At 41.7% G+C, this 26,209-nt stretch carries 17 protein-coding genes and 1 pseudogene; 8 read left to right on the forward strand and 10 right to left on the reverse strand.

Translation table 11 applies throughout. The features are described from left to right. Positions 1-18: 18 nt before the first annotated feature. Positions 19-1,266 carry a transcription termination factor NusA gene (gene nusA / locus U0R10_RS00650; protein WP_377981747.1) on the forward strand — a complete coding sequence of 416 codons (1,248 nt, stop codon included), beginning with the start codon at positions 19-21 and terminating at the stop codon, positions 1,264-1,266. A gap of 39 nt (positions 1,267-1,305) precedes the next feature. Further along, positions 1,306-4,038, forward strand: a complete 2,733-nt coding sequence (infB, locus tag U0R10_RS00655) for a translation initiation factor IF-2 (protein WP_377981748.1) — start codon at positions 1,306-1,308, stop codon at positions 4,036-4,038. Positions 4,039-4,091: 53 nt separating this feature from the next. Here infB and U0R10_RS00660 read toward each other — a convergent pair whose 3' ends face one another. The 3 genes from U0R10_RS00660 to U0R10_RS00670 all read right to left on the reverse strand — a co-directional run bounded on the left by U0R10_RS00660 (position 4,092) and on the right by U0R10_RS00670 (position 8,907). Continuing rightward, the gene (locus U0R10_RS00660) at positions 4,092-5,174 is read right to left on the reverse strand and encodes a Wzz/FepE/Etk N-terminal domain-containing protein (protein ID WP_377981749.1); all 1,083 of its coding nucleotides are present in this window, start codon (positions 5,172-5,174) and stop codon (positions 4,092-4,094) included. 4 nt (positions 5,175-5,178) lie between these two features. Then, on the reverse strand, positions 5,179-7,779 hold the full coding sequence (locus tag U0R10_RS00665; RefSeq protein ID WP_377981750.1) for an SLBB domain-containing protein: 2,601 nt from the start codon (positions 7,777-7,779) through the stop codon (positions 5,179-5,181). An 81-nt stretch (positions 7,780-7,860) separates the two neighbouring features. Further along, a complete protein-coding gene (locus U0R10_RS00670; protein WP_377981751.1) occupies positions 7,861-8,907 on the reverse strand; it encodes a PorP/SprF family type IX secretion system membrane protein in 1,047 nt (348 codons plus the stop codon). A gap of 97 nt (positions 8,908-9,004) precedes the next feature. Between U0R10_RS00670 and U0R10_RS00675 the strand changes: the two genes are divergently transcribed. Then, on the forward strand, positions 9,005-11,875 hold the full coding sequence (locus U0R10_RS00675; RefSeq protein WP_377981752.1) for a T9SS type B sorting domain-containing protein: 2,871 nt from the start codon (positions 9,005-9,007) through the stop codon (positions 11,873-11,875). Between the two features lie 93 nt (positions 11,876-11,968). Beyond that, complete coding sequence (locus tag U0R10_RS00680; protein ID WP_377981753.1) at positions 11,969-12,217, forward strand: hypothetical protein; 249 nt, start codon at positions 11,969-11,971, stop codon at positions 12,215-12,217. Between the two features lie 8 nt (positions 12,218-12,225). Here the strand turns inward: U0R10_RS00680 and U0R10_RS00685 are convergent, their stop codons facing one another. The 3 genes from U0R10_RS00685 to uvrA form a co-directional block, all read right to left on the reverse strand. Next, complete coding sequence (locus tag U0R10_RS00685; RefSeq protein WP_377981754.1) at positions 12,226-14,142, reverse strand: amidophosphoribosyltransferase; 1,917 nt, start codon at positions 14,140-14,142, stop codon at positions 12,226-12,228. An 85-nt stretch (positions 14,143-14,227) separates the two neighbouring features. Then, complete coding sequence (locus U0R10_RS00690; RefSeq protein ID WP_377981755.1) at positions 14,228-15,712, reverse strand: NADH-quinone oxidoreductase subunit N; 1,485 nt, start codon at positions 15,710-15,712, stop codon at positions 14,228-14,230. 5 nt (positions 15,713-15,717) lie between these two features. Then, positions 15,718-18,552: an excinuclease ABC subunit UvrA gene (gene uvrA, locus U0R10_RS00695; RefSeq protein ID WP_377981756.1), complete on the reverse strand. Its 2,835-nt coding sequence runs from the start codon at positions 18,550-18,552 to the stop codon at positions 15,718-15,720. A 112-nt stretch (positions 18,553-18,664) separates the two neighbouring features. On the opposite strand from uvrA, the gene U0R10_RS00700 reads away from it, so the two are divergent. Both U0R10_RS00700 and U0R10_RS00705 read left to right on the forward strand, forming a co-directional pair. Then, positions 18,665-19,243: a hypothetical protein gene (locus tag U0R10_RS00700; protein WP_377981757.1), complete on the forward strand. Its 579-nt coding sequence runs from the start codon at positions 18,665-18,667 to the stop codon at positions 19,241-19,243. Positions 19,244-19,333: 90 nt separating this feature from the next. Next, positions 19,334-20,314 carry a ribonucleoside-diphosphate reductase small subunit gene (locus tag U0R10_RS00705; protein ID WP_377981758.1) on the forward strand — a complete coding sequence of 327 codons (981 nt, stop codon included), beginning with the start codon at positions 19,334-19,336 and terminating at the stop codon, positions 20,312-20,314. Between the two features lie 51 nt (positions 20,315-20,365). Here U0R10_RS00705 and U0R10_RS00710 read toward each other — a convergent pair whose 3' ends face one another. Then, complete coding sequence (locus U0R10_RS00710; protein ID WP_377981759.1) at positions 20,366-20,932, reverse strand: HupE/UreJ family protein; 567 nt, start codon at positions 20,930-20,932, stop codon at positions 20,366-20,368. A gap of 91 nt (positions 20,933-21,023) precedes the next feature. Here U0R10_RS00710 and U0R10_RS00715 point away from each other — a divergent pair, with 91 nt between their 5' ends. Next, complete coding sequence (locus U0R10_RS00715) at positions 21,024-21,458, forward strand: nuclear transport factor 2 family protein (protein ID WP_377981760.1); 435 nt, start codon at positions 21,024-21,026, stop codon at positions 21,456-21,458. Here the strand turns inward: U0R10_RS00715 and bioA are convergent. The 3 genes from bioA to U0R10_RS00730 are packed head-to-tail and all read right to left on the reverse strand — an operon-like array spanning position 21,447 to position 24,454. After that, positions 21,447-22,742 carry an adenosylmethionine--8-amino-7-oxononanoate transaminase gene (gene bioA / locus U0R10_RS00720; protein ID WP_377981761.1) on the reverse strand — a complete coding sequence of 432 codons (1,296 nt, stop codon included), beginning with the start codon at positions 22,740-22,742 and terminating at the stop codon, positions 21,447-21,449. The two genes, U0R10_RS00715 and bioA, sit on opposite strands and share 12 nt — an antisense overlap. Continuing rightward, positions 22,720-23,325 carry a dethiobiotin synthase gene (gene bioD / locus U0R10_RS00725; RefSeq protein WP_377981762.1) on the reverse strand — a complete coding sequence of 202 codons (606 nt, stop codon included), beginning with the start codon at positions 23,323-23,325 and terminating at the stop codon, positions 22,720-22,722. Before bioD ends, bioA begins: the two co-directional genes overlap by 23 nt. After that, positions 23,318-24,454, reverse strand: coding sequence for an aminotransferase class I/II-fold pyridoxal phosphate-dependent enzyme (locus U0R10_RS00730; RefSeq protein ID WP_377981763.1), 1,137 nt, complete (start codon positions 24,452-24,454; stop codon positions 23,318-23,320). Before U0R10_RS00730 ends, bioD begins: the two co-directional genes overlap by 8 nt. A gap of 602 nt (positions 24,455-25,056) precedes the next feature. Between U0R10_RS00730 and rho the strand changes: the two are divergent. After that, a pseudogene (rho, locus tag U0R10_RS00735) lies at positions 25,057-26,205 on the forward strand (transcription termination factor Rho); the annotation flags it as partial. Positions 26,206-26,209: the final 4 nt, after the last annotated feature.

A 26,209-nucleotide genomic window follows, 5' to 3' on the forward strand; every position in this document is an offset into this window, starting at 1 on the left:
AAAAACGTAAGGATAGCAATGAATAGTGTTGAATTAATTTCGTCATTTTCAGATTTTGCTCGGGAAAAGAACATTGATAAGCCGACCATGATCGCGGTATTGGAAGAAGTATTTCGTACGATGATTCGTAAGAAATTCGGTTCTGATGAGAATTTCAATGTGATTATTAACCCCGAAAGTGGTGACTTAGAGATGTGGCGTACGCGCGAGATCGTCGACGATAACTCGGAGGACATCTGGGATTTTGATAAAATACCTTTGGCGGAAGCGAAGTTGATTGAGCCGGATTTTGAGATTGGTGAAGAGGTGGCTGAATTGATTAAGCTCGAGGATTTCGGTCGGCGTGTGGTTCAAACTGCGCGTCAGACATTGATCCAGCGCATCAAAGACATTGAGAAAGAAGGTCTTTATGATAAGTATAAGGATTTAGTAGGCGAATTAGTGACGTCTGAAGTATACCAAATTTTGGGTCGTGAATTAATCTTATTGGACAACGAGGACAATGAATTGATTTTACCAAAATCAGAGATGATTTCGAAAGACCGCTTTAAGAAAGGTGAGACTATTCGTGCGATTATTCACAAAGTTGAGATGGCCAATGGCACACCTCGTATTGTGTTGTCACGTATTTCGCCGGTATTTTTAGAGCGTTTGTTTGAGCAAGAGATTCCAGAAATTTACGATGGTACGATTTCAATTCGCAAGATTGTGCGTGAACCAGGTGAGCGTGCGAAAGTAGCGGTTGAGTCATTTGATGATCGTATTGATCCGGTGGGAGCATGTGTTGGGATGAAAGGATCGCGTATTCACGGAATTGTGCGTGAATTACAAAATGAAAATATTGACGTGATTAATTTCACAGATAATTTAGAATTATTGGTGGCGCGTACCTTGAGCCCAGCGAAGTTGAATTCGATGGCGATTGACAAGGAGCGTCGTCGTATTTCAGTTTATTTGAATTCGGATCAAGTGTCGATGGCGATTGGTCGTGGAGGTCAAAACATCAAATTGGCTGGCAAGTTAGTTGGCTATGAAATCGATGTCTTCCGTGATGTGCCTAAAGATGAGTTGGACGAGGAGGATGTAGAATTGACAGAATTCTCCAATGAGATTGAGGCTTGGATTTTGGATGAGCTTCATAAGATTGGATTGGATACAGCGAAACAAGTTTTGGCTTTATCGAAAGAGGAACTTGAGCGTAGAACGGAATTGGAAGAGGGGACAATTGATGATGTATTAGCCGTATTGCGTTCAGAGTTTGAGTAAAATGTAACATTGACGAATTAGTATTTTGTAAAATTTTATATGGCAGAAGAGAAAACAATGCGATTAAGCCTTGTAGCAAAACAAACAAACGTGGGAACGTCTACGATCCTTCAGTTTCTTTCTGCTAAAGGCCATAAGGTCGACAGTAACCCGAATGCGAAGCTGAATTTTGAGCAGTTGACTTTGGTAGCCAAGGAATATGGTGCGAATCATATTTTGGAAAGCACGGAAGCGCCCAAAAAAGTAGAGGAAGAGGTTGTTGTGGTTGCCGCTCCTAGGGAGGAGAAGCCAGAGCCAGTGGTTGTGGAAACGCCTGCACCTGTAGTAGCGGAGGTTCCTGCGCCAGCACCTGTCAAGGAAGTGGTCGCTGAGGTTCCTGCAGCTCCCAAGGAAGAGCCGATCATTGAAGAAAAGCAAATAGGCCTAAAGGTTTTAGGTAAGATTGACCTAGATAAAAAGGGTAATCCAGTTGCTCCTAAGCCGGTTGCCAAACCAGTAGCTAAGGAAAAAGCTCCAGAACCTGTTGTTGAAGCTCCTCAAGTAGTCGAGGAAAAAGTTATTCCGGCGGAAGTATTGGCTGAAATAGATTTAGCCTCTCTTGCGCCTGAGGAGATTCAGTTGATTGAAGCAAGAGGAGAGACCTTAAAGGGTTTGACAGTATTAGGTAAGATTGAATTGCCAGTGGATAATGACCGTGGTGGTAGTAAGCACAAGCGTAAGCGAATCGTTAAAGAGGAGAAGAAGCCAGTTGCCAATGATCAGTCGCGTCCGGCTCCAGGGGCTCAAAACAATAACAATCGCAAAGATTTTGGTAAGAAACCTGTACCTGGCGCAAAACCAGGTGTTAAGGAGGAATTATCTGATAAAGACATTCAAGAGCAAATTAAGGCTACGATGGCCCGTTTGCAGGGTGCAACGAATAAGCAAAGTTTTGGTGCGGATAAGCGTCGTGTAAAGCGTCGTGAACGTGCGGATGCTGAGGAGGCTCGCCAAATGGCCGAGGATGAGGAGGCAAAAGTATTGAAGGTAACAGAATTCGTTTCGGCGAGTGATTTGGCTTCTTTGATGGATGTTTCTGTGAATGAAGTTATCTCGACTTGTATGAGTTTAGGTATGTTCGTTTCGATTAATCAGCGTTTGGATGCGGAGGCGATTACGATTATTGCCGATGAATTCTCGTATGAGGTTCAGTTTATTTCTGCGGAAGAGGAAATCGATGCGGTGGAGGTAGAAGTGGAAGATGATCCAGCTGATTTAGTACCACGTGCACCGATTGTTACGATCATGGGACACGTTGACCACGGTAAGACATCCTTATTGGATTACATCCGTAAGTCTAAGGTTACAGCGGGTGAAGCGGGTGGTATCACGCAGCACATTGGTGCTTATTCGGTTGAGACTGAATCTGGAAAGAAAGTAACGTTTTTGGATACACCGGGTCACGAAGCCTTTACGGCGATGCGTGCGCGTGGTGCGAAGGTAACGGATATTGTTATTATTGTGATTGCGGCGGATGACTCGGTCATGCCACAAACAAAAGAAGCGATTAATCACGCGATGGTTGCTGGTGCGCCAATCGTCTTTGCGTTCTCGAAAGTGGACAAGGATGGGGCGAATACCGACAAAGTTCGTGAGGAGTTAGCGGCGATGAATATGTTAGTGGAGGATTGGGGTGGTAAATACCAATGCCAAGAAATCTCGTCTAAATCCGGTTTAGGTATCAATGACTTGTTGGAGAAGGTTTTATTAGAAGCAGAAATGCTTGAATTGACTGCTAATCCAAACAAGAAAGCAATTGGTTCAGTGATTGAGGCCGAATTGGACAAAGGTCGTGGCTATGTGACGACGATGATGGTTCAAGATGGAACTTTACACGTGGGCGATATGATGTTGGCCGGCGACAATTATGGTCGTGTCAAGGCGATGTTTGATCACCATGGCAGTAAGATTAAGAAAGCGGGTCCATCTACGCCGGTACAAGTACTTGGTTTGAATGGTGCGCCACAAGCAGGTGATAAATTGATTTGCTTGGAGAATGAGCGTGAGGCGCGTGAAATCGCGAATAAACGTGAGCAAATTTTACGTGAGCAATCGTTGCGTACACGTAAGCACATTACTTTAGAGGAGATTGGTCGTCGGAAGGCGATTGGTACGTTCCGCGAGTTGAATGTGATTGTGAAGGGTGACGTGGATGGTTCCGTGGAGGCGCTTTCGGATTCCTTATTGAAATTGTCAACTGAAGAAGTTCAGGTACGTATTATTCACAAAGGTGTGGGTCAGGTATCTGAGTCCGATGTGGCTTTAGCTTCGACGTCGGATGCGGTGATTATCGCGTTCCAGGTTCGTCCTTCGCAAAATGCACGCCGCCTGGCAGAAACGGAGCAAATTGAAATTCGTAATTATTCGATTATCTATCAGGCGATTGATGAAATCAAGGCCGCGATGGAGGGAATGTTGGCTCCTGCATTCGAAGAGGTTAACACCGCCAATATTGAAATCCGTGATGTCTTTAAGATTACGAAGATTGGTACGGTGGCGGGTTGCTATGTATTGGATGGCACCGTAAAACGTGCGCATAAGATTCGTGTGATTCGTGACTTTGTCGTGATTCACGATGGGGAGATTTCAGCTTTGAAGCGTTTCAAAGATGATGTAGCGGAAGTTAAATTCGGGTATGAATGTGGTATGTCAATCAAAGGATTTAATGACCTGGAGGTAGGCGATCATTTAGAATGCTACGAAATGAAAGAGGTGAAACGAACCTTGAAATAACAAAAAAGCCGAATCGAGAGATTCGGCTTTTTTTATGTGCTTTCCGGAATGGATTAGCTTAGAAGTTCTTTGAGGTTTACGGATTTGAAGAATACGATAATAAGTGAAATAAATAATCCAAAAAACATGGCTCCTAGTGTTATCAATGTTCGGTTTGGTCCTACTTTTGATGGATTAACTTGGGCAGGTTCTAATATTTTAAATAACGGTGTCTCTTTTTGGATTTTAATTTTAGCTTCAGTTAGTTGGCTTGATAGCGTTGAATAAATATTAAATGCTAGGTCAACTTCATATTGTAGTTTCTTTTCTTGGTCCCTGGCTACATATTTAAACACATTTCTATTTTGGTCTTTGTAATTTGAAAGTGAAAAAAGCGCTAAATCATACCGTTTTCTCGCGTCGTTTTTTCTTGCTTGGAGAAATTGCATCTCTTTACGCGACTTTTCCGTTCGATAGCTAATTATGTATTTTGTTAACTGATTCTGAATCAAACTTGTCATATTAGCTGCTACTAATGGGTCATTGAATTTCGCCGAGATTAAAATTGCTGGGGATTTTTTATCAGTTTCAATTTTTATAGCAGTTTTCAATATCCCCATAGCGTTAGCCTCTGCTGGACTTAATGCCAATAAATCAGAAGACATTCCGCGCAATGGTATTACTTTATCTAACACCTTTGTTGATTTTTTCTCTTTAAAGAAAAGTATAGGAGCATTGGAATTGTCTTGGTTTAAATAATCTTTGACCGTACCCCAGGATTTCGTCTTTGGATTATATAATTTTTGTACAATTAACTCTCTTAAAAACGGGCTACTCTGTATAATATTCGGATAAAGGCCTGGAGTTAATAAATCTCCATTACTTTGTCCATTTCCTAAACTAATGCCTGCCAGTCCAGCAAGTGATGATAATCCACCAAGATTTCCTGATAATCCTGAATTTGAGGTACTTTCAGGGAGTACTTTTGCAATTGATTCGTATTCGTTATCAAGAGTGAATGAATAGAGACCTCCAATACCTGTAAAAATGACTGATATCAATAAAATTAATAGGCTATTGTTTTTTAAAGACTTAAAGATTTCACCAAAATTGATCGAAATCTCTCCAGTTTCTTGGATATTATTTTCTGTAGACATACGATTATTTCGGTAAATTATTAATTAGGGTAATCAAGGTTAGTGCAACTGAGATAAAACTCGACGTTAAACCTATTGCTTCAGCAGCTGTCAATCCCTTCTTTGAACTCTCAGGAAGAGCGGGGATTGTGATTTCTGCACCTGGCTCAATTCTCGGATTCTTTTTGAAAATTAAGAACTTGCGAATCTGATTCGACACCCCATTTGCATAAGTAACATAAATTTGTTTTTTGTTAGCCAATATGGAATATCCTCCAGCTTCAGCTACGTAATCTTTCAGGGTAAAACTTTCTTTATATGATACCGCTAATGGGTTTTGCACTGCACCATTTAGTTTAACAGTTTGTAACAAGCGTGGTATCATCAATTCATCACCAGCCATTAATTGAAGATTTTCTTGTGAATTTGGATTACTAAGTACCTCTTTGAGATTAACTCCGACCGTAATGCCATTGCGAAGTAGTTTTGCACCTTCTAAATAGCCCTCAATACGCAATCCTCCCGCTCGTTCTAGTACATCTGATATTTTTTGTTTATTAGTTTGAATCGCATAGCTTCCAGGATAATTGACCATTCCTAGAACTTTAACAGATCTCTGTTCTTCATAACTTGGAGCCCTACGAATTGATATAATATCAAATGGTTGCAGAACTAATTGACTTCCTTTGTTTGAAATTTTCAAATCACCATCAATTTCAAAGTTGATAATTTCAATTTTATTAGCATTTTCTTGATTAGCTCCATGATTAATTATTCGTCGGGCTAATTCCAAATTTGAAAAACTTGCAGATTCTTTTAATCCTTTTGCAAGAAGAATCAAGTCAGCAACCTTCATTCCCTCTTTGTAGTCAAATTCCCCCGGTTGGTTTACCTCACCGGTAATATTTACTACGCGCTTTTCCCTCAGGTTTTTAACGGAAAACACTTTTATCACATCTTCCCGTTGAAGAGGTATGTCCGCAACCTCTCCTCTCAAAACTTTTCCTAAGTCAAATGAAATGATTTCAGGGTCGAAATTTTCTTTTTTTCGAGTAATGGTTGCTCTATTTAAAAATGCATCTTCTCTAACTCCTTCAGCTTTTTTGAACAGTTCTTTTATTGTAGATAATCCATTTTCTAATGCATACATTCCAGGTCTAAACACAGCACCTTCTAACTCTATTCTATTTTCATATCGTTCAATAATCTGACCAATGGTATATTTATCTCCATTTTGAGTTAAAAAGTTTTCTACTTCACCTTGTGTTATGTTAAGTAATTTGATTTCTCTGGAGGTGTTTCTTCGAACATTGATGGTGTAGGTGTAAGCTTTTTCTGTAAAACCACCAGCAAATTTTAAAAGATCCTTAAATGTTTCCCCTTTTGTCATTTCGAATGTCATAGGTCTTTTTACTTCCCCTGATACTTCAACCCGATTTTCATAATCGGATATCCGAATGACATCTTGGTCATTCAAATGTATGTTATCTGTTTGGTCAGCTTTTAGTAAAAAATCATATAGGTCTAATGTTCTAATAATTTTGTTGCCTCTAATTAGTTTAATTGATCTATATGATCCGTTCTTGGATGGTCCGCCTGCTAAATACAATGCATTGAAAATTGTAGATAGAGAAGAAACTGTATATGTACCAGGCATTTGAGCTTCGCCTGTAATTGTAACTTTAATACTCCTCACATTTCCTAAGGTTACCTGAGCAGAAGAGCCGCTACCTGGTTTGTTGAGACCTTGGTATAATTGTCTAAGCCGACTGATAATTCTTTCTGACGCGACTTCAATGGTTAATCCATTGACGTAGATCGGGGCGATGTTTAATATTTTAACTGTTCCTTCTGGGCTTACTTTGACTTTAAAGTTGTCTAATACGTCGCCAAAAATGGCAATGTTAAGTTCATCCTCTGGGCCTAATTGATAATTCTTAGGAGTTGCAATCCGTAAATTAGGCTCGAAGGTCATTAATTCATTATTGAATAAAGTTGATCCAAAAATATTTTTGTCAATATTATTTGCAACCTTTTTTTGAATTCTTTTATAGATAGCTACTAAACTATCATTATAGATATCCAGTGGAGCATTTAGGATTTTACGTTCTTGAAGTGTTAGTGGCGCATCGATTTCTTCCCCTTTAGCATTGAGGTAAACTTTCCGACCTTTTTCGTCAATTTCATATTTTACGTTTGGCGATATGTTTGCTATTCCCTTAGCGGAAATTTTACCCGTTTTTGGAATGCTTTTGCCAGAACCCATTTCACTCAAACTTCTAGCATTATTCTTGGCAAATGGATCGTTTTCATCATTTGAAGCAGCTGTCTCACCTGTTGATTCTCCAGAGGTAGGAATTCCCTGAACCATCGCTATTCGGCTTCTCATTTTAGCTATATCAGCGGCACTGTACCCTTGCGTCTTAGCTGCTTGCTCAATTTGAGTTTCAGACATTCCACTCGCCTGTGCACGCTCCATAAACAAGGCAATCTCCTCATCAGATAACTCATCTACACTACGTTTGGGCTGGGTGACTTGTTGGGCTGTTGCTAGGTGAGCGGCCAACAAGCATATTAAACTGAATGCAAGGAAAAGGGATTTGTTTGCCTTTTGGAAAAACTTCATATGGTCAACGTCAAAATTTGTGCAATTTATTAATTTTTTTCGGTCTAAAACCGCCTCTTTTAGGGAATGGTCAGTTATTCGCTAAAATTTCGGACAAGCCAATTTGCTGTTTAATAGTTTCGTTCGTTTACTTCGTGATAAATCTAAATCCAATACATAGGCAATGGATAGCTCATGTGCACCACCCGCAGAGGCACCCAATTTTGAAATCGTCATGTCGTAGGAATAGCCAACCGAAAAGGACTCCAAGCGATAGCCTAATAAAAAGATTAGCGACTCCCGATTCTGATTGTTATTCGTAATAGGAACACCCCGATACCATAATCCCGCCACCAATGGCGATATGGTTAAATAGGCTCCCATGTCCAACTGGTCGAATTTTCCTTGTTTTTTGTAATGAACCACCGGACTGATGCTCACCTCTTTGTTCGCCCACGGATTACTCGTCGTCCTGTTTAAATAAGGATCTTCAAAAATAATCTTCGTTCCCATCTGTATACCAAATTTGGTATTCAACGGATCATCTGTGCCATTAAATATCGATTTGTCTGGCCGATTGATATGATGCGCCGTCAAGCCAATCCATGAATTGCGTAGGTTTAATAAGGCTCCAGATGATAGGTCAATAAATTGATGCCTTGATCGTAGTGCCGCATAAATTGGGTCATTTGAAGATGGCAAAAACCCATAACCAACAGACCTAAATTGATCTGCAAATACAAATTGCGAAGCATCTAAACTTCGCATGTATAAGTCGGTTTGGATTCCTGCCGACAAGCGTATATCCTCGCCTAGGTCAATATGATGCCCATATTGTAAACCAAATTGCGTGGTTTGTAAATTCAGAAACTGCTTATCAGACGTCACCAAAATACCCAAGCCGCTTTTTTCATTACCTAGAGCAATATTTGCACTAAGTGCCGAAAATTGGTAGTTGGCATTTAACCCTGGCCACTGATTCCGATGCGTAAAATGTACATTTGATTGATTATCAATTCCCGCGAATGCTGGATTGATCAATAAAGGAGCGGCGTACATTTGAGACAATTGCGGATCTTGCGCTCGAACCAAGTAAACTTGAGTCAGCCAGATGAAAAATACGAATGCAATGTGCCTCTTTTTGTTCATTGTCTACCGCGTAGCCCCGCAATTTAGCAGATTCGTTTTTCAAAAACCAATTTAAAGGCTTATTTTGTGGATGTTTTGGCTTAGACTTCGTCACATCATGAACCGTTTGTACCTGTTTCTTGTCCTATGTCTGGTGAGCTACAGCTCAGCGTTTGGACAAATTCAATGTAGAAACACCTGCCTTAAAACGTGCCAAGATTGCGAAGGCAAAAAAGAAGGACTCGAAACGGTTTGCGATGTCGAAGGGATCTACCCTACCGGAACTGTTTTTGAATGGGATATGGGGGATGGTGCGCGTTATTCTACGCCAACGGCCGTTCACACATACGCTGGACCTGGCGTCCGTACGGTTCGTGTAAATATTCGGCCAACAGTTGGTTCACCAATTCCATTTACGAAACAAGTTTATATTACCCAAATGCCCCGTACTTTTTTGGGAGATGACAACTGCAAAGACACCTTGGAGCTATGTTCAGGTACTACGGTGATAAATGCATTTAAAAATTTACCTAGGTCTAGTTTCCCAAATCCAGCAAATCTGAGTGTGACCTGGTTTCCGAATGGCGAAACCACAGACCAATTGACTGTCGACAAAGAAGGCTGTTATTCCGTTAAAATAAAGGACAATGTTTCTGGTTGTTATTCCGAAGCTCGCTTGCGCGTGATGTACTGTCAAACAAATAATGGGGCATCTTCAGGGTCAGGAAGCCTTTTTTGGAGCATGGGAAATGGGAATAAAGTTCAGTTTACGAGCGGTACCCCAACTACCAGCCCAGATCCAGGATTTTCATCTCCCGCAGGCTCTTCCTCCTTTATATTTCCCCCGATCAAAGCGGCAAATACTACGTTGGGGGGAATTTATACCAATGGTGACAGGGTAAAGACTTTTACTGGAAATGTGATTGCCAACTTAGGGGGTGATGTAAATTTGAGTCAAGCTACCGCAATTTTACCCAAGCAGTCCTGCTCAGGTTGTGATTCTGAATACTATATTTTTGGTATGAAGCAGGTAGGTGGTAAAAACCAGCTGTTTTACAGCGTTTTTGATATTTCAGCCAATGGTGGAAATGGAGCCGTGGTTACACCTTTCACATCTGCTTCTATCGCAACTCCAATTAGTTCATTTGCGTCTACGGATAAGTTGGTGATCACCCAATCAGGCACCAGCGAATATTGGATCAATGCCTTTGAGGAAGGTACCAAAAATATTTATCGATATAAATTGGATAGCCTAGGTTTATCTAAACCGACTCGGGTAAACCTAGACTTCTCAGTGTCATTTTCGTCTAACTCGAGTTTCAGTTTTTCACCCAACAATCAACGTTTAGCCATGGCAAACGATTCACTTGGGATGAGTCAAATTTTAATTATGTCTGTTGACACGCTTACGGGTAATTTTAACACGAGGACAGTGAACCGTATTCAGTTGACTGGCTTGACCTCTAGAATTTATGGCGTAGCTTTTTCTCCCGACGGCAGGGTTCTTTATGTCACAACACGAGGAAATGGGACCACAATCAAATCGCAGGTTTTGCAATTTGACTTAACTGCAGCGAATGTAGCAGCAACCAAATTTGTTGTGTATGAGACGACTGATCTCTTAGGAGATTTAAAATTGGACCCTGATAATTCAGCTCGATTATATATCACAATTGAAAATACGACCAACTTGGCATTTATACGTAGACCAAATGTGTTATTTACCAGCTTGGCGATTCCTGGGCCAACAAGCAACTTTGATATTACTACATTTACCGGTGCTGGGAATTTAGGAAGAGGGATGACCAGTGTTCGGTTTGGTTCTAATTCGAATGGGGGAGGAATTCAACAGTCCTGCTCAGGTACCACGTTTACCTACAGATTGCCAGAACCTCCCAAGTGTAAGGATAAGGATAAAGAAATTATAGGGGCCAATTGGTCTATATATGTGGGAAATGCCTATTCGGGAAGGACATCTCCGAATTTAATATATGATCCTATTTTAGGGGTTATCAAACAAGACCCCACACTTGTTCGCGAGGCCTATTTTTCAAACCGGAAATCGATTAATTATTCCTATCCCGACAAGTCCCCAAACCCCAAAAAGTATATCATCGTTGTTGAAGTTCTCACGCGATGCGGAAGCTATTTTCTCGATGCAGAGGAGTTTGATATCCGAAATTTAAAACCATTCTCCTTGCGAAGTAGGGTGGATAAATTATACATGACTACCATCGCGACTCCTAATTGTGTCCAGCGAAATATTACATTCCCAGATCCAACTTTGGATAAGATTCCTGGTTTATCTGGACTTAGGTATGACTGGAGTACGGGAGCTAAATCGCCAACTATCACCGTAAATACAGCGGGAACGTATGCTGTTAAAATAAGTGATGATGCTACAGGGTGCGATGTAACAGGAGATATTGATCTGCGTTATTATACAGAAAATGATTTTATCCCTAAAGTAGACTCCAGCATTTGCATGGATAATCCGTCCCGACTATTAGAACTCAGACCTATTGCTAATCCAGCAAGCCTAGAATTTTTATGGACAGAACAAGGGTTTCCCAAAGGCACCAATCCATTTTTAAATGTGACTTATGCAACGAAATACAACATGCGCGTTCGGGATGAATATGGATGTATATATAATCGAGTATATGAAGTAGTGGACAGATGTCTCCCCGTCGTTTTGGCGCCCAATATTTTCACGCCTAATGGGGATAATGTGAACGATCGCTTTGTACCACAACCGTTGAGTATAGCTCGAACGAAAATTACAGGTGTTAAAATATTTAATCGCTGGGGTGAATTGCTTTTCGAAGGAGACAATTCCCGCCCAGATGAACAATGGGATGGCAAATACAAAGGCAAACTTGTCCCCCAGGATACCTATGTCTACGTCATCGAATATGTTTCTACACCCGCGAATTTCCCAAATCTAGGTACTCAGACCCTAAAAGGGGGTGTTTTAGTCGCCTATTAGTAAATTAGAGACCACTAGATAAATAATTTTTTCGTCTACTTTTTTAACGCGGTATTTTTGAGTTGTAATTGATCTACACTCTCAAATTAAGCGATGCAAGTATCTTTCTTCAAACGACTTTTTGCCTACATGCAAGGAAAAAAAGTAGTTGAATTATACTCCTCCGCAACCCTTCGATCCTACTTTACTGTAGCTTTTCGAAACGAACAAAATCAATGGATCTGTCAAATTCCGCGTTACGATAAGCAATGGGAATACATTACCATCATTTTAGAAGATAATGGGAATTTGACTTTTCTAGAAGAACCGATGATCGAAGGCGGTTTAGACCGGTGGAAATAAATTCCTAGCTAGTACGCCCGGACTTCAACCCCTTTCATGAAATTCACAAATGACTTATTTACCACCTGGTTTCCACCCGGCGTCGGGAAATTACCTGTGAAATACCAATCGCCTAAGTGATTTGGGCAGGCCAAATTCAAGTTCGGAACCGTTTGGTATACAATGGATAACTCAGCTTGCAGATTCTTTGGCTTAACGATCTCCGCAATTTTGTCCGAAATCTCCTCGTCGGTGAATGGCGCGTAAATCGCCTTTACAAAGTTCTCACTGGATGCGGTGCCATTTTCGAGGGCCAACAAACATTTCAAGTTTACTTCATCCAAAATATGCTCCATGCCACGTTCCTTCAACAAGGCAAGCGCCGCGCGGAAAGCAACGAATTCCTTCATTTTGGACATATCAATCCCGTAACAATCCGGATATCTGATTTGTGGCGCCGAAGAAACAATAACAATTTTCTTAGGTGATAACTTATCCAATAAACTTAAAATACTCTTTTCTAAGGTCGTTCCCCGCACAATCGAATCGTCGATTAACACAACCGAGTCAACTCCTTTTTCAATCACCTCATAGGTCGTATCATAGACATGCGACACCATGTCATCCCGCATCGCATCACTCGCAATGAAAGTACGTACTTTGACATCTTTGGAAATCAGTTTTTCGACACGCGGACGGAAGGTCAACAACTCCTCCAGCTGCTCCTCAAACAATACGCCTTCCATGATGGCTTTCTTTCGCTCCTTCGCCAAATGATCCTCCAATCCATCAATCATCCCCAAAAAGGCACTTTCTGCCGTATTTGGGATATATGAAAACACAGTATGTTTTAAGTCATTTTTAACCTCATCCAGAATTTGAGGAATCAATAATCGACCTAGTTTCTTACGCTCGCGATAAATATCTGGATCCGATCCACGCGAGAAATAAATACGCTCAAACGAACAAGATTTCTGCTCAATTCGGTCAATAAATGGCACTTCGCTAACCGAAGCATCCATCTCAATAATCAAGGCATGACCCGGAGTAATCTCCTTAATTTGGTCATACGCACAATTGAAAGAAGTTTTTATTGCTTGTTTCTCCGAAGCGACCACAACGACCTCATCATCCATGTAATAGTACGCCGGTCGGATACCCGCCGGATCACGCGCCACAAAAGAAGCACCGTAACCTGTCATTCCCACCATCGCATAGCCACCATCAAAATCCTTGCAAGAACGTTCTAAAACACGCTTCAGGTCTATATTTGCGGCAAGTACATCCGATAATTCAGGATTTTCATATTGGTCTTTAAATTTGCCAAACTGACGCTGATTCTCCTCATCCAAAAAGTGACCAATCTTCTCCATCACGGTCACAGTATCCACTTTCTCTTTTGGATGCTGGCCCAACGACACTAATCTGTCAAACAAATCATCCACATTTGTCATGTTGAAATTCCCCGCCATTACGAGATTCCGGCTCCGCCAGTTGTTTTGGCGCAACATCGGATGACAATTCTCAATTTCATTTTGACCATGCGTACCATAGCGCAGGTGCCCTAAAAGTACTTCTCCGGTAAAAGCCACATTTTCTTGCCACCACGTCGCATCATGAACCGCATCAATTCCCGTATCGCGCTTAGTCTCCTTCGCTAATTTTTGTGCTTTCTTAAATTTCTTATTAATCTTCCCAAAAATATCCGCAACGGCTTGGGGTTCTACAGAACGGTAGCGACTGATATACCTGCTACCCGGTTTGACATCTATTTTAATATTCGCAATCCCCGCTCCATCTTGTCCTCGATTCACCTGCTTCTCCATCATCAAATACAACTTATTTAAGCCATACATCGGCGTATCGTACTTATCGAGGTAATGCTGAAAAGGTTTTCGCATTCGGATTAGTGCAATTCCGCATTCGTGCTTGATGGATTCAGACATGTTGGTTTAGGAGAAGATTTTACTAAAATAAAGCCCAAAATTAGGGAATTATTATCAGCAATTTGGGTTATTTTCTAATTTTTATTTAAACATTTAATAGCTCAAAAAACAGGTTTGGAGTGATTAGAGCGCTAATTACCAAAATAGCCAAAAGCAAATACCCCCAATCCTTTCCAGAAAATTTTTCAGCTAGCAATCCATCTACATTTTCCCGCTTTTTCAAATAAATAAAAAAAGGAATACGCAAATAATAATAGACTGAAATCAAGGTGACAATCACCGCAACGAGTAATAATGCCAACACGCTTGTTTGTTGGCCACTCTGATACTTTTCCCACAACTGACTAAAATAGGTAACCTTCGCCAAAAACGTTCCCGCCGGAGGAAGGCCGATCAGGGCGATTAAGCCTACTACTAATGTGGCCGATCGCAGCGGCTGTTGCTGGGCGTAACCTGTCCAGGCCAACATATCATCCGATTCAATCGAGTCGCCCGTCACTTCATCTACCTGATAAAATACCAAATAAGTACTTAGGCCATACAAAAATCCATAAAACAATAAGGCTTTTAGCGCCTGATCTGCCGGAAACAACCAAACCATCGCCATAAATCCCCCATGGGCAATGCTGGAATAGGCCAATAATCTTTTGCTGTTTTTTGGGCCCATAGCCGCTAAATTTCCCACCAATAAAGTAGCCATCGCCAATAAACTTATCGTCGAGACCATCGAAATCGGGACGTAATGCACGAGCTTAATGCCCAACAAACTAACTGCAAGTTTAGGGGCAACTGATATCCAACTCATCCATGAGGCTGGTAAACTTTCTAGTAGATCCGGACTCCAAGGGTGAAATGGAACCCAAGCCATTTTGAATAAGATTCCTGTGCCAACTAACCCCAAAGCGAGGTATGCAAAAACAGGATCAGCTGTGGCGATTCCCCGACTGAAATCCGCGGAGAACAAATACATATTGCCACTTAATCCATATAAAAGCGACATTCCATACAGGAATATGGCTGACGAGCCTAATCCAAATAATACATAAGGTAAAGCCGCCCGAGCACCAATGGCATCTTTGCGCATGGCAACTAAGATATAGGTACCCATCGAAATGAGCTCTAAACTGAGAAATACCGTTAAGATATGTGCGCTCATGGACGTTAATAAACTGCCCAAGAGAATCGACGAGAAACCGATGTTCTCCTCCAGCGAGAAGCTTTTTTGATGTAATTGATTTAATCCAAGTAAAAGGGCCCCTAGGGCAATAATAAGCACATTTATCGTGTTCGACCCGATGTTCACTTGGAAAAGCTGAAAGCTAACAAAACCTGCTAAGCCTTGTGTCATGCGCTGAAAGGCCAAACCCAGGGCCAATAAAATGCCTATTTGCGCCAAAAAATACCGCCACGAATCAGCCGTTTTCGCAGGCTTTCCATGCAAAAACAAGTCGGCAAAAATGCTCACCAAGATCCAAATACCAACGACCAATTCCGGCAAGATCAACGAAAAGCCCGCAGTCGTTTCCGTTATTTTGCTTGAGACGCTAGAAAGGAGTTCGGTTGAAAACATCGTTTTTATTTTGTCGGTAATTTTTCTTTCAAGTAATGAGCCGTCGGATTGTTTTTCAAAACGACCATATCTTCCGGAGTTCCCTCATAGCTGATGTAACCTCCTTGTTCACCACCCTCCGGACCTAAGTCGATGATGTGATCCGCACATTTAATCACCTCCATATTGTGTTCAATAATGATCACAGTATCGCCCTGTTCCACCAAATCATTTAATGCCTTGAGTAATTTTTTGATGTCATGAAAGTGAAGGCCCGTCGTAGGTTCATCAAAAATAAACAAGGTTTTGCCTTTATTCCCATTTCCTTTACCCAAAAAGCTCGCTAATTTGACACGCTGTGCTTCACCGCCTGAAAGCGAATTTGAGCTTTGGCCTAATTTTATGTAGCCTAAACCAACTTGGAAAAGCGGATCAATTTTCTCCGCAATTTTAGGTGATTTTTCCTGGAAAAATGGAATACTTTCCTCTACGGTTAAATCGAGAATTTCAGCAATATTTTTGTCTTGATATTTAACGTCGAGCACTTCTTGCTTGAATCGCTGGCCGTTGCATGATTCGCAGACCAACTTAATATCGGCCATAAACTGCATCTCAATCGTGATTTCCCCTTCTCCTTGACAGGTTTCACAACGACCACCCTCTACGTTAAATGAGAAGTGAGCCGGTTTGTAGCCACGTGTTTTGGCTAGCGGAAGCTCTGAAAACAACAAGCGAATGGCGTCGTAAGCCTTAATGTAGGTGATCGGATTCGATCGTGATGACTTGCCAATAGGCTGCTGGTCAACCATTTCTACACCCGCAATTTTGTTCAAACTACCGCCTAATTCACGGAATTTGCCAGTTTCCTCCGTCCCTAATTGCAAGTGACGTAGCACCGCCGGATAGAGTATTTTTCGGATCAATGTCGACTTACCCGAGCCACTGACTCCGGTCACCACGGTCAATATTCCTAAAGGAATTTTAACATCTAAATTCTTTAAATTATTCTCGTTAGCCCCTTTAATCTCGAGATGTGCCAACGGCTTTCTGCGGAATGTTGGGATATTAATTTTATCGGTACCACGCAAGAATCGCAGCGTGTGGCTGTCAGTTTTATCGTCTTTTAGCGCTTCTGCCAAATTGCCTTGGAAAATCAAATTACCGCCATGTCGGCCTGCCTCCGGTCCAATATCAATTATTTGATCCGCTGCGCGCATGATGTCTTCCTCGTGTTCAACGACGATAACCGTATTACCCATCGACTTGAGTAATTCTAAAACAGAAATGAGGCGTTCGGTATCCCGAGGATGCAAACCGATACTAGGTTCGTCCAAGATGTACATGGAGCCTACGAGCGCGCTACCGAGGGAAGTCGCCAATTTGATTCGTTGGAATTCACCGCCCGAAAGGGTAGATGTAAGTCGGTTTAAGGTCAAATACCCTAATCCCACACGGTCCATGTAGTCCAGTCGGTTCGTAATTTCGATTAAAATACGTTTAGCGACTTGTTGATCGGTTTCGGTTAATTTCAGTGAATCGAAGAATTTTTTGGTCTTTGAAATCGGCCAAAGAACCAAATCGATAATCGACGTATCATTAATTTTGACATACGCCGCGTCACCGCGCAAACGCGAGCCTTGGCATTCGGGACACGTAGTTTTGCCCCGGTAACGGGAAAGAAGTACGCGGTATTGAATCTTATAGGTTTCTTTTTCGAGATGGTCAAAAAATTGATTTAATCCCGCAAAGTATTTATTTCCTTTCCAAAGCAATTGTTGCTCCTTGCTACTCAGGTCCTTAAATGGCCGGTGAATGGGGAAATCGAAGTGAATTCCGTTGCGCAATAAAGGATGTAGCCATTCGCTCATGCGCTCACTTCGCCACGGGGCAATCGCTCCTTCGTACACGGAAAGGCTTTGATCTGGAATGACTAGGTCAGGATCGAGTCCAAGGACTTTTCCATAGCCTTCGCAATTTTTACAGGCACCGTAGGGGTTATTGAATGAAAATAAATTGAGACTCGGTTCTTCAAAAACCTGGCCATCAAGTTCGAATTTATTGGAGAATTGGGTGCGTTTTTGGCCGTCCACTTCGATCCAACAAACCCCTTCGCCTTCGAAATAGGCTGTTTGAACCGAATCGCCTAAACGGAAAATGGTTTCTTCGTCATCGGGTTTGCTGATGAGTCGGTCAACTAATATGGCAATTTCACGCGGTTTGGCTTGAAGTTTTTTCAGCGTGTCCGCATCATCCACAAGCTCTTCGAGGTCAATAATTTCGTCCTTGAATTTAAGTCGTGTATATCCTTTTTGAATAAGTAATTGGCATTCATCTAGGATGCTTCGATCCGCGTGTTCCACAAGCGGAGCAAGGATCAATATTTTTTTGTCCGGATGCGTTCCGATCCAATCCACGATGGCGGACACGGAATCTTTTTTAACCTCTTGGCCTGAAACCGGTGAATACGTTTTACCAATGCGGGCGAAAAGTAATTTGAGGTAATCGTAAATCTCGGTTGTCGTACCTACGGTCGAACGTGGGTTTTTAGTATTGACTTTTTGTTCGATCGCAATCGCTGGAGAAACTCCACGAATGTAGTCAACAGCTGGTTTTTCCATGCGACCTAAAAATTGACGCGCATAGGAATTTAAACTTTCGACATACATGCGTTGGCCTTCAGCAAAAAGTGTATCAAAGGCAAGTGATGATTTTCCAGAACCCGAAAGGCCTGTGATAACGACTAATTGATTACGTGGAATTGCGACGTCGACTCCCTTTAGATTATGTACGCGGGCACCCTTAATAATGATGTGGGACCGAGGGTCCAGATTTTCGAAATCTTGGGGCAAGGGAGAACTCATATCTCAAAATTATCCTTTAATTTTGACAAACCCAACGCTACCTTTGGCAAACCTCCAAGGTTTGCCAAAGGTAAGGGGAAATGAAGCCTTTGAAATGTTATAAACTGATTATATGAAATCAATATACTTGTTTTTTTCGCTCGCACTTTTTTCCATCTCATTCACTAGTCACGCACAAGATCCAGTCGTCATTTCGGAGGACGGCGCGAAGGGAGATTTGGATATTGAACCCGATGTGAGTGAATTGCCTTTTCGCCAACGCATGCACTATGGTGGCGGGATTTCAGGTTTGAGTTTTGGTAACCCAACTAGCATTGGAATATCGCCTATGGCTGGCTATATGCTCACAAATAACACAATTTTGGGCGCGGGCTTAACCTACCAGTATTTTTCATTCCGTGGTTATCAAGCTTCCAATTTATTGGGCCAACGGATTTTCGTTCGCCAATTCGTGCCCGCATTATCTGCGATGATTGGCCAGAGCTATTTAACTGCGCAGATTGAAAATTTTCAGGATCTTTCTAACACAGCTATTAAGACAAAATACTCCACGCCTGTGTTGGTTGGCGTAGGCATTGGATCCAAGTTGGGCATCAACTTAAACGTCCTCTACGACCTGAATTATTCAGCCGGTTCGAACTCTCCGTATGGCACGGCTTTGGTCGTTCAAGTGGGTGGATTTTTCTTTTAAAATTTTAAAACAATTTGACCTAAAATATTGTCTTACTAATCAAAGATTATAAGCGATAAATTCTTAATTTCGAATTCATTTATTTTTCACATGTCAAAAGCACTATTATCTGAACCTCTTTTAGTTGAGGACCCAAATCGTTTCGTTTTATTTCCCATCAAACACGATGATATCTGGAAGTTTTACAAGCAATCACAAGCATCCTTTTGGACCGCTGAAGAGATTGACTTACAACAAGATTTATCGGATTGGAAGAAGTTAAATGATGGTGAACGTCACTTCATCTCACACGTTTTAGCCTTCTTCGCAGCCTCTGATGGTATTGTAAATGAGAATTTGGCGAATAACTTCTTGAAAGAAGTTCAATATGCTGAAGCGAAATGTTTCTACGGATTTCAAATCATGATGGAAAACATTCACTCAGAGACGTACTCGCTTTTGATTGATACCTACATTAACGATCCAACAGAGAAAGATCGTTTGTTGCGTGCCATTGAGACAATTGATTGTGTGAAGAAAAAGGCCGACTGGGCTTTGAAGTGGATTGAAAGCGATAATTTTGTGGAGCGATTAATCTCGTTTGCAGCCGTAGAAGGAATCTTCTTTTCGGGTTCATTCTGCTCTATTTTCTGGTTGAAGAAACGTGGATTAATGCCAGGTTTATCTTTCTCCAATGAATTGATTTCTCGTGATGAAGGTTTACACTGTGATTTCGCTTGTATGTTATATACTGATCACATCAAAAATAAAATTTCTCAAGAGCGTATTTATGAAATCATTTTACACGCAGTAGAAATTGAAAAAGAATTCGTAACTGTTGCACTTCCTGTATCATTAATTGGCATGAACGCTGAATTGATGTGTCAGTACATTGAGTTTGTAGCGGATCGTTTGTTGGTTTCTTTAGGTTGCAAAAAGAACTACAATGCAACCAATCCATTCGATTTCATGGAAATGATTTCATTACAAGGCAAAACAAATTTCTTCGAAAAACGTGTGGCAGAATACCAAAAATCAGGTGTTATGTCCGACAAAGAATCCATGTCATTCTCCATGGACGAAGACTTTTAGTCATATTGATTCAAATGTTGGATGCCCTGGAGAAATTCAGGGCATTTTTTTTTACCACCTTTCCAGAATCATCGGTAAAACTAAACCAATGATAATTCCCGATATGACCAGCACATAGGTCCGTTGGCGTACATGCAAGGTGTGCATCAACAATGTCCCTAGGCCTAAAATGACTGCAACGACGATCATTTGGCCTAATTCAAGGCCAACATTAAATGCAAAGAGTGGTCCGATAATTCCAGCTTCCTTGCCCAATAAACTTTGTAAGTAATTTGAGAATCCTAAGCCATGAATTAAACCGAAAGCGGTAACCATCCAATAGGTATTTTTTTGTTTTTGGCGCTCTTTAAATCGAAGGTTAGTCAGCGCAGTAATCAATATGGTGCACGGAATCAGCCACTCAATCCAATCAGCTGAAATTTCAATCAGTTTTAACGTGGCTAATACCAAGGTAAGTGAATGTCCTAAGGTGAACGCACTGATCAAATAAAATAGTCGCTTCAGGTCAGTTAAGGTATAAATACAGGTGATAGCGAGTATAAACAGCAAATGATCTAAGGCTTGCCAGTTAAGAATATGCTGCAATCCGAGCAGTAAATACGTTTGAAAAGTTGACATAAAGTAGGTTTAGCGGGCGCAATATATTTATTTATAGGAAAGATTTTGAGTAGTTCGTTTATTTTATTGTCTTTAATTTAAAATTTGAAACATGAAAAAAAGTCTATTAACCCTCGTATGTACTTGCTTGACTTTCATTGCGTTAGCGCAAAAAGCAGATGTCACATCATTAAAACAAGCTGAATTAAGTCGATTTAAAGTGATGGTCGCCAAGGATCGCGCGGGTCTTGAGGCAGTGATGCATCGGGATCTGGTATATTTTCATTCCAGCGGAGTAGCGGATAATAAGGACTCCTACATTGCCTCAATCTTTTCAGGTAAATCAAACTACCAATCCATTGATCCAGTAGAATTAGTCACGCGCGTTTATGGAAAAACAGGTATCAATACGGGAATTGTCAATATTGTAAATTTAGGTGCAGATGGAAAGGAAACGCCACTTAAATTACGCTTTACGGATGTATTCGTATATGAAGATGGACGCTGGCAAATGGTTTCGTGGCAGTCGACAAAATTAGCCAACTAGCCCGGAAGCAAAGTTTTCGATTTCCGTATAGATGATTTCCAATTCATCATTGCTGATGCAATAAGGTGCTAGAATATAAATGGTATTACCCAGGGGTCTCATCAGGATCCCTTTTTTTATGAAATACTGATACGCATCATCTCGGATGGAATGCATATATCCATTCTCCTGTCCATCTTCTAATTCAAATGCGAGGATTGTCCCTTGCACACGTAAATTTTGAATGATTTGATGGGGACGTATTTTTTCAACCCAAGCCTCATGGCACGCCTGAACGCGCGCAATGTTTTCCCACGTTTCCGGTTTCTCCATCAGATCTAAACTTGCAAGGGAAACAGCACAAGCCATCGGATTTGCCGTAAATGAATGGCTATGAAAAAGCATTTTTTTGCGGTCATCCGATAGAAATGTATCGAAAAGTTCATTCGAACATGTAGTGATTCCCATCGCCAACATGCCACCGGTTAATCCTTTCGAGAAACAAGCTATATCAGGTTTATGCTGCAAATAATCCATCGCAAACCACTTGCCCGTCCGACCAAAACCCGTCATGATTTCATCGGCGATACACAAAAGCTTGTTGGCATGCGCCAAAGAAATCAACGTATCCAATGTCTCTGGGGCATACATTTTCATCCCGCCTGCACCTTGGATTAAAGGTTCAAAAATAAAGGCTGCATACGTTTCTGCATCCTGCATTTTTTCACGCATGGCTGCGATACATGCTTCCGGATCACTTGGACTAGGTAAAAATTCTACCTCAAATAACATATCTTGAAACGGCGCATTAAAGGCACTCGGTGCTCCGAGACTCATCGCTCCAAAGGTGTCACCATGATAAGCATCTTCAAAGGCAATGATTTTACGTTTCTGCGTCTGCCCTTGGTTATGGAAAAATTGCAAAGCCATTTTAACGCCCACTTCCACCGCCGTACTTCCATTATCCGAATAGAAAACTTTCTGAAAATTAGCAGGCAAATGCCCAAGTAAACGCTCAGCTAATTGTATGGCTGGTTCGTGCGTAAAGCCAGCAAAAATAACTTGTTCTAGTTTTAAAGCTTGCTCGTAAATCTTTTGGGCCAAATATGGATGCGCATGCCCATGAATACTAACCCACCAAGAGGAGATGGCATCGATGTATTTTTTGCCATCTGCATCAACTAAATACACGCCCTCTCCATGCGTAATTGGAATCGAAAGTGGTTCGATTTGATGCTGGGTAAATGGATGCCAAACCACGGCGGCATCACGTGAAGATAAATTAGCGTTGGAATGATTCGGCATAGTGCGCAATAATGCTTGAGTTAATTTCTTTTTCTTCGTTCACACGTAACAACACAGGAAGCCCCGTATGATTTAAAATAAACGCCTCCCCGGAAGAATTTGTTTGGCCATTAAAGATAATTCCCGCGATGGGAATCTGATGTGATTTTAAAATTTCATAGGTCATCAATGTATGATTGATACTTCCCAAGTAATTTTTACTCACCAAAATTACAGGGGCTCCGAGGTGTTTAATCAAGTCCAAATTAGTTTGCTGATCATTTAAGGGGACCATAATTCCGCCTGCTAATTCGACAACTAAATTTCCAGTCGTCTCAGGCAAAGAAAAGGCACCTATTTCAATGCTGACCCCATCAAGTTCCGCCGCGGTATGCGGAGAAAGCGGGTGATTAAGTGCATATACAGATGGAAACAGCTTGGTTTCCGGAACCCATTGCTTGACCCAATACGCATCTCCATCCGTTAAATTTCCTGCTTGTATAGGTTTCCAATAAGCCGCATTTAATGCTTTAGTCACAATAGCGGCGCAAACAGTTTTGCCTATTTCAGTACCAATCCCCGCGATGATATACTGCTTATGCATGTGATTCAAGGGTTTGGATGAGTCCAATGATATCTGATTCCTTTGTCTGGGATGTTAATGTAATTCGGATGCGCTCTTTACCCTTCGGAACTGTGGGATAAACGATTGGTTTGACAGCATATCCGGCATCTTGTGCTGCTTTGGCAACTGTACGAATCGCCTCGTTGCCCGAGACAAAAAAGGTTTGAATGGCGGTTTCACTCGGCCCCCAAGAGGACGCGTTGATGTTTTTTCGGAACAAATCAATATTACTTTTCAACCTGAACCTTGCTTCTTCAGCTTGCTGGACAAACGGCATGGCCGTTAGTAAATGATGTACATGCTCTGGCGTGGGTGCCGTGGAATAAATGAATGGGCGCGCAAAATTGATTAAATACTGCTTTAAAATTGCGGACCCCAAAACAATGGCACCTGCATTCCCCCACGCTTTACCAAAGGTAACGACGCGCGCAAAAATTTCAGGAAACGCAGCACCTAATCCCGCTCCTTTGGATCCATAAAGTCCTCCTGCATGCGCCTCATCTACAATCAGTTCAAACTGATATTTTTCACGAAGTGCAATTAGTTCTGCCAAAGGTGCCTGGTCACCATCCATCGAATAGATGGACTCAACAACAACCCATTTGGTGGTAGTGCTCGGGTATTGTTCCAATAAGTGCATCAAATCCCCCAAATCGTTATGTTTAAATATCCGGCGTTCCGCCGCACTTAAACGTAAGCCATCAATTAAACTGGCATGTAATAATTTATCGCAAAAAATAACATGGTCCTTTTGGGCCAAAGCGGCAATTAGGCCAACGTTCGCTTCATAGCCCGAACTGAATAATAAGGCTGCCTCTGCTTGATGCATGGCGGCGCATTGTGTTTCAAAAATGTCTACAAGTTTACTATGTCCCGAAATAAGGCGAGATCCTGTAGCCCCATTGATCGGCGTTTCTAAGGGTTGCTGGCCTAACCACGCGGAATAATTTTTCGCCATCGCTTCACCCAATTCTCGGTTGCGCGCAAGCCCTAAATAATCATTGGAACAGAAGTCGATGAGGTCATCCACACATTTGGTTTCCCGCAAGAGCCCAGAGGCTTTACGTTCATTCAATTGCGTGATTAGGAGTTCGTTAGCTGATTTCATGACCTGGATTGGTCGTAAAAATACGAAATTATCGGGCTTTGGTGTAAAAACAGAAGAAAATGCTTGACAATCTAATACTTAGCGTGTAGTATTGCAGAGCGTTTCGATACGAGAGCGCTTCAAAATAGACAATCCCTCTTTTATTAGCTCTTTGCCAAACAAATTCGGTACAGAATTTTGCAATTCAATAAGGATTGATCAATCAAAAAAGAACATCATTTACCCCATTTATGGATAATAAAGAATCCTCCAATTCCGCCGAACGTCCTAAGCGTCAACGAATTCAAAAATCAAACGAAGAGCAAGCTCCACTTTTACCTATGGGAGAAGCGCCTTCAGCAGAAACAACAGAAGAATCATCCGAATCAGCTAAGCCAGCGCGTAACATTCGTCCGCGTAAAGGCAAGCCTAGTCCTTCCGATGAAGCCCCTATTGAAGTAGATGGAATTCCTGAGCCAGACGAAGTGGATACATCGTTTGTGACAAGTGATGCGCCTTTGGCAGCGGATAAAGTGTCGCCAACAGATGCACCGGTGGATTTAAGTACCTTGCCGAAGGAAGATGCGCCGAGCCAACAGCCACAACCGCATCACCGCCAACACCGCAATAATTACAATCAAGTGATCAAAGAATTGGATGGCTTAATTGACAATGAAGGGGTTTTGGAAATCATGCAAGAAGGTGGATACGGTTTCATGCGTTCATCGGATTACAACTATTTGGCATCGCCAGATGATATTTATGTTTCACCTTCGCAAATCAAAATGTTTGGTTTGAAGACGGGGGATACCATTTTAGGAAAGATTCGTCCACCGAAAGAAGGGGAGAAGTATTTCGCTTTATTGAAAGTGGAATCTGTGAATGGAAAAACGACGGATGAGATTCGTGATCGGATCAATTTTGAATATTTAACACCTTTGTTTCCCGAGGAAAAATTAAACTTGTCTTCCACGGCGGATAATTATTCGACGCGTATTTTGGACTTGTTTGCGCCGATTGGTAAAGGCCAAAGGGGTATGATTGTAGCCCAACCGAAAACGGGTAAAACAGTCTTATTGAAAGACATTGCAAACGCAATTTCACGCAACCACCCAGAGGTTTATTTGATCATTTTATTGATCGATGAGCGTCCAGAGGAGGTAACGGATATGCAGCGTTCGGTACGTGCGGAGGTTATTTCATCCACGTTCGATGAGCAAGCAGAACGTCACGTGAAAGTGGCTAACCTGGTTTTGGAAAAAGCAAAACGGATGGTGGAATGTGGTCACGATGTCGTGATTTTATTAGATTCAATTACGCGTTTAGCGCGTGCTTATAATACGGTTGTTCCATCTTCAGGTAAGATTTTATCGGGTGGTGTGGATGCCAATGCCCTACACAAACCAAAACGTTTCTTCGGTGCGGCTCGTAATGTGGAAAATGGTGGTTCTTTGACCATCATCGCAACAGCCTTGATCGAAACCGGTTCTAAAATGGATGAGGTAATCTTTGAGGAATTCAAAGGTACAGGTAACATGGAATTACAATTGGATCGTAAATTGGCCAACCGCCGTATTTACCCATCTATTGATGTTACTGCATCTGGTACGCGTCGTGAGGATCTATTAATGGATCCAGCGGTATTGCAACGTGTTTGGATTTTACGCAAGCACATGTCGGACATGAACTCAGTAGAGGCCATGGAATTCTTGCAACAGCAAATGAAAGGTACACGAAACAACGAAGAGTTTTTGGTTTCCATGAATCGCTAGTATG

Source organism: Aquirufa avitistagni, from assembly GCF_042715545.1.
GTDB classification, from domain to species: Bacteria; Bacteroidota; Bacteroidia; order Cytophagales; family Spirosomataceae; genus Aquirufa; species Aquirufa avitistagni.

Coding starts and splice junctions, on each gene's coding strand:
- nusA (WP_377981747.1), top strand. CDS start 19: ATGAATAGTGTTGAATTAATTTCGTCATTTTCAGATTTTGCTCGGGAA.
- infB (WP_377981748.1), top strand. CDS start 1,306: ATGGCAGAAGAGAAAACAATGCGATTAAGCCTTGTAGCAAAACAAACA.
- U0R10_RS00660 (WP_377981749.1), bottom strand. CDS start 5,174: ATGTCTACAGAAAATAATATCCAAGAAACTGGAGAGATTTCGATCAAT.
- U0R10_RS00665 (WP_377981750.1), bottom strand. CDS start 7,779: ATGAAGTTTTTCCAAAAGGCAAACAAATCCCTTTTCCTTGCATTCAGT.
- U0R10_RS00670 (WP_377981751.1), bottom strand. CDS start 8,907: ATGAACAAAAAGAGGCACATTGCATTCGTATTTTTCATCTGGCTGACT.
- U0R10_RS00675 (WP_377981752.1), top strand. CDS start 9,005: ATGAACCGTTTGTACCTGTTTCTTGTCCTATGTCTGGTGAGCTACAGC.
- U0R10_RS00680 (WP_377981753.1), top strand. CDS start 11,969: ATGCAAGTATCTTTCTTCAAACGACTTTTTGCCTACATGCAAGGAAAA.
- U0R10_RS00685 (WP_377981754.1), bottom strand. CDS start 14,142: ATGTCTGAATCCATCAAGCACGAATGCGGAATTGCACTAATCCGAATG.
- U0R10_RS00690 (WP_377981755.1), bottom strand. CDS start 15,712: ATGTTTTCAACCGAACTCCTTTCTAGCGTCTCAAGCAAAATAACGGAA.
- uvrA (WP_377981756.1), bottom strand. CDS start 18,552: ATGAGTTCTCCCTTGCCCCAAGATTTCGAAAATCTGGACCCTCGGTCC.
- U0R10_RS00700 (WP_377981757.1), top strand. CDS start 18,665: ATGAAATCAATATACTTGTTTTTTTCGCTCGCACTTTTTTCCATCTCA.
- U0R10_RS00705 (WP_377981758.1), top strand. CDS start 19,334: ATGTCAAAAGCACTATTATCTGAACCTCTTTTAGTTGAGGACCCAAAT.
- U0R10_RS00710 (WP_377981759.1), bottom strand. CDS start 20,932: ATGTCAACTTTTCAAACGTATTTACTGCTCGGATTGCAGCATATTCTT.
- U0R10_RS00715 (WP_377981760.1), top strand. CDS start 21,024: ATGAAAAAAAGTCTATTAACCCTCGTATGTACTTGCTTGACTTTCATT.
- bioA (WP_377981761.1), bottom strand. CDS start 22,742: ATGCCGAATCATTCCAACGCTAATTTATCTTCACGTGATGCCGCCGTG.
- bioD (WP_377981762.1), bottom strand. CDS start 23,325: ATGCATAAGCAGTATATCATCGCGGGGATTGGTACTGAAATAGGCAAA.
- U0R10_RS00730 (WP_377981763.1), bottom strand. CDS start 24,454: ATGAAATCAGCTAACGAACTCCTAATCACGCAATTGAATGAACGTAAA.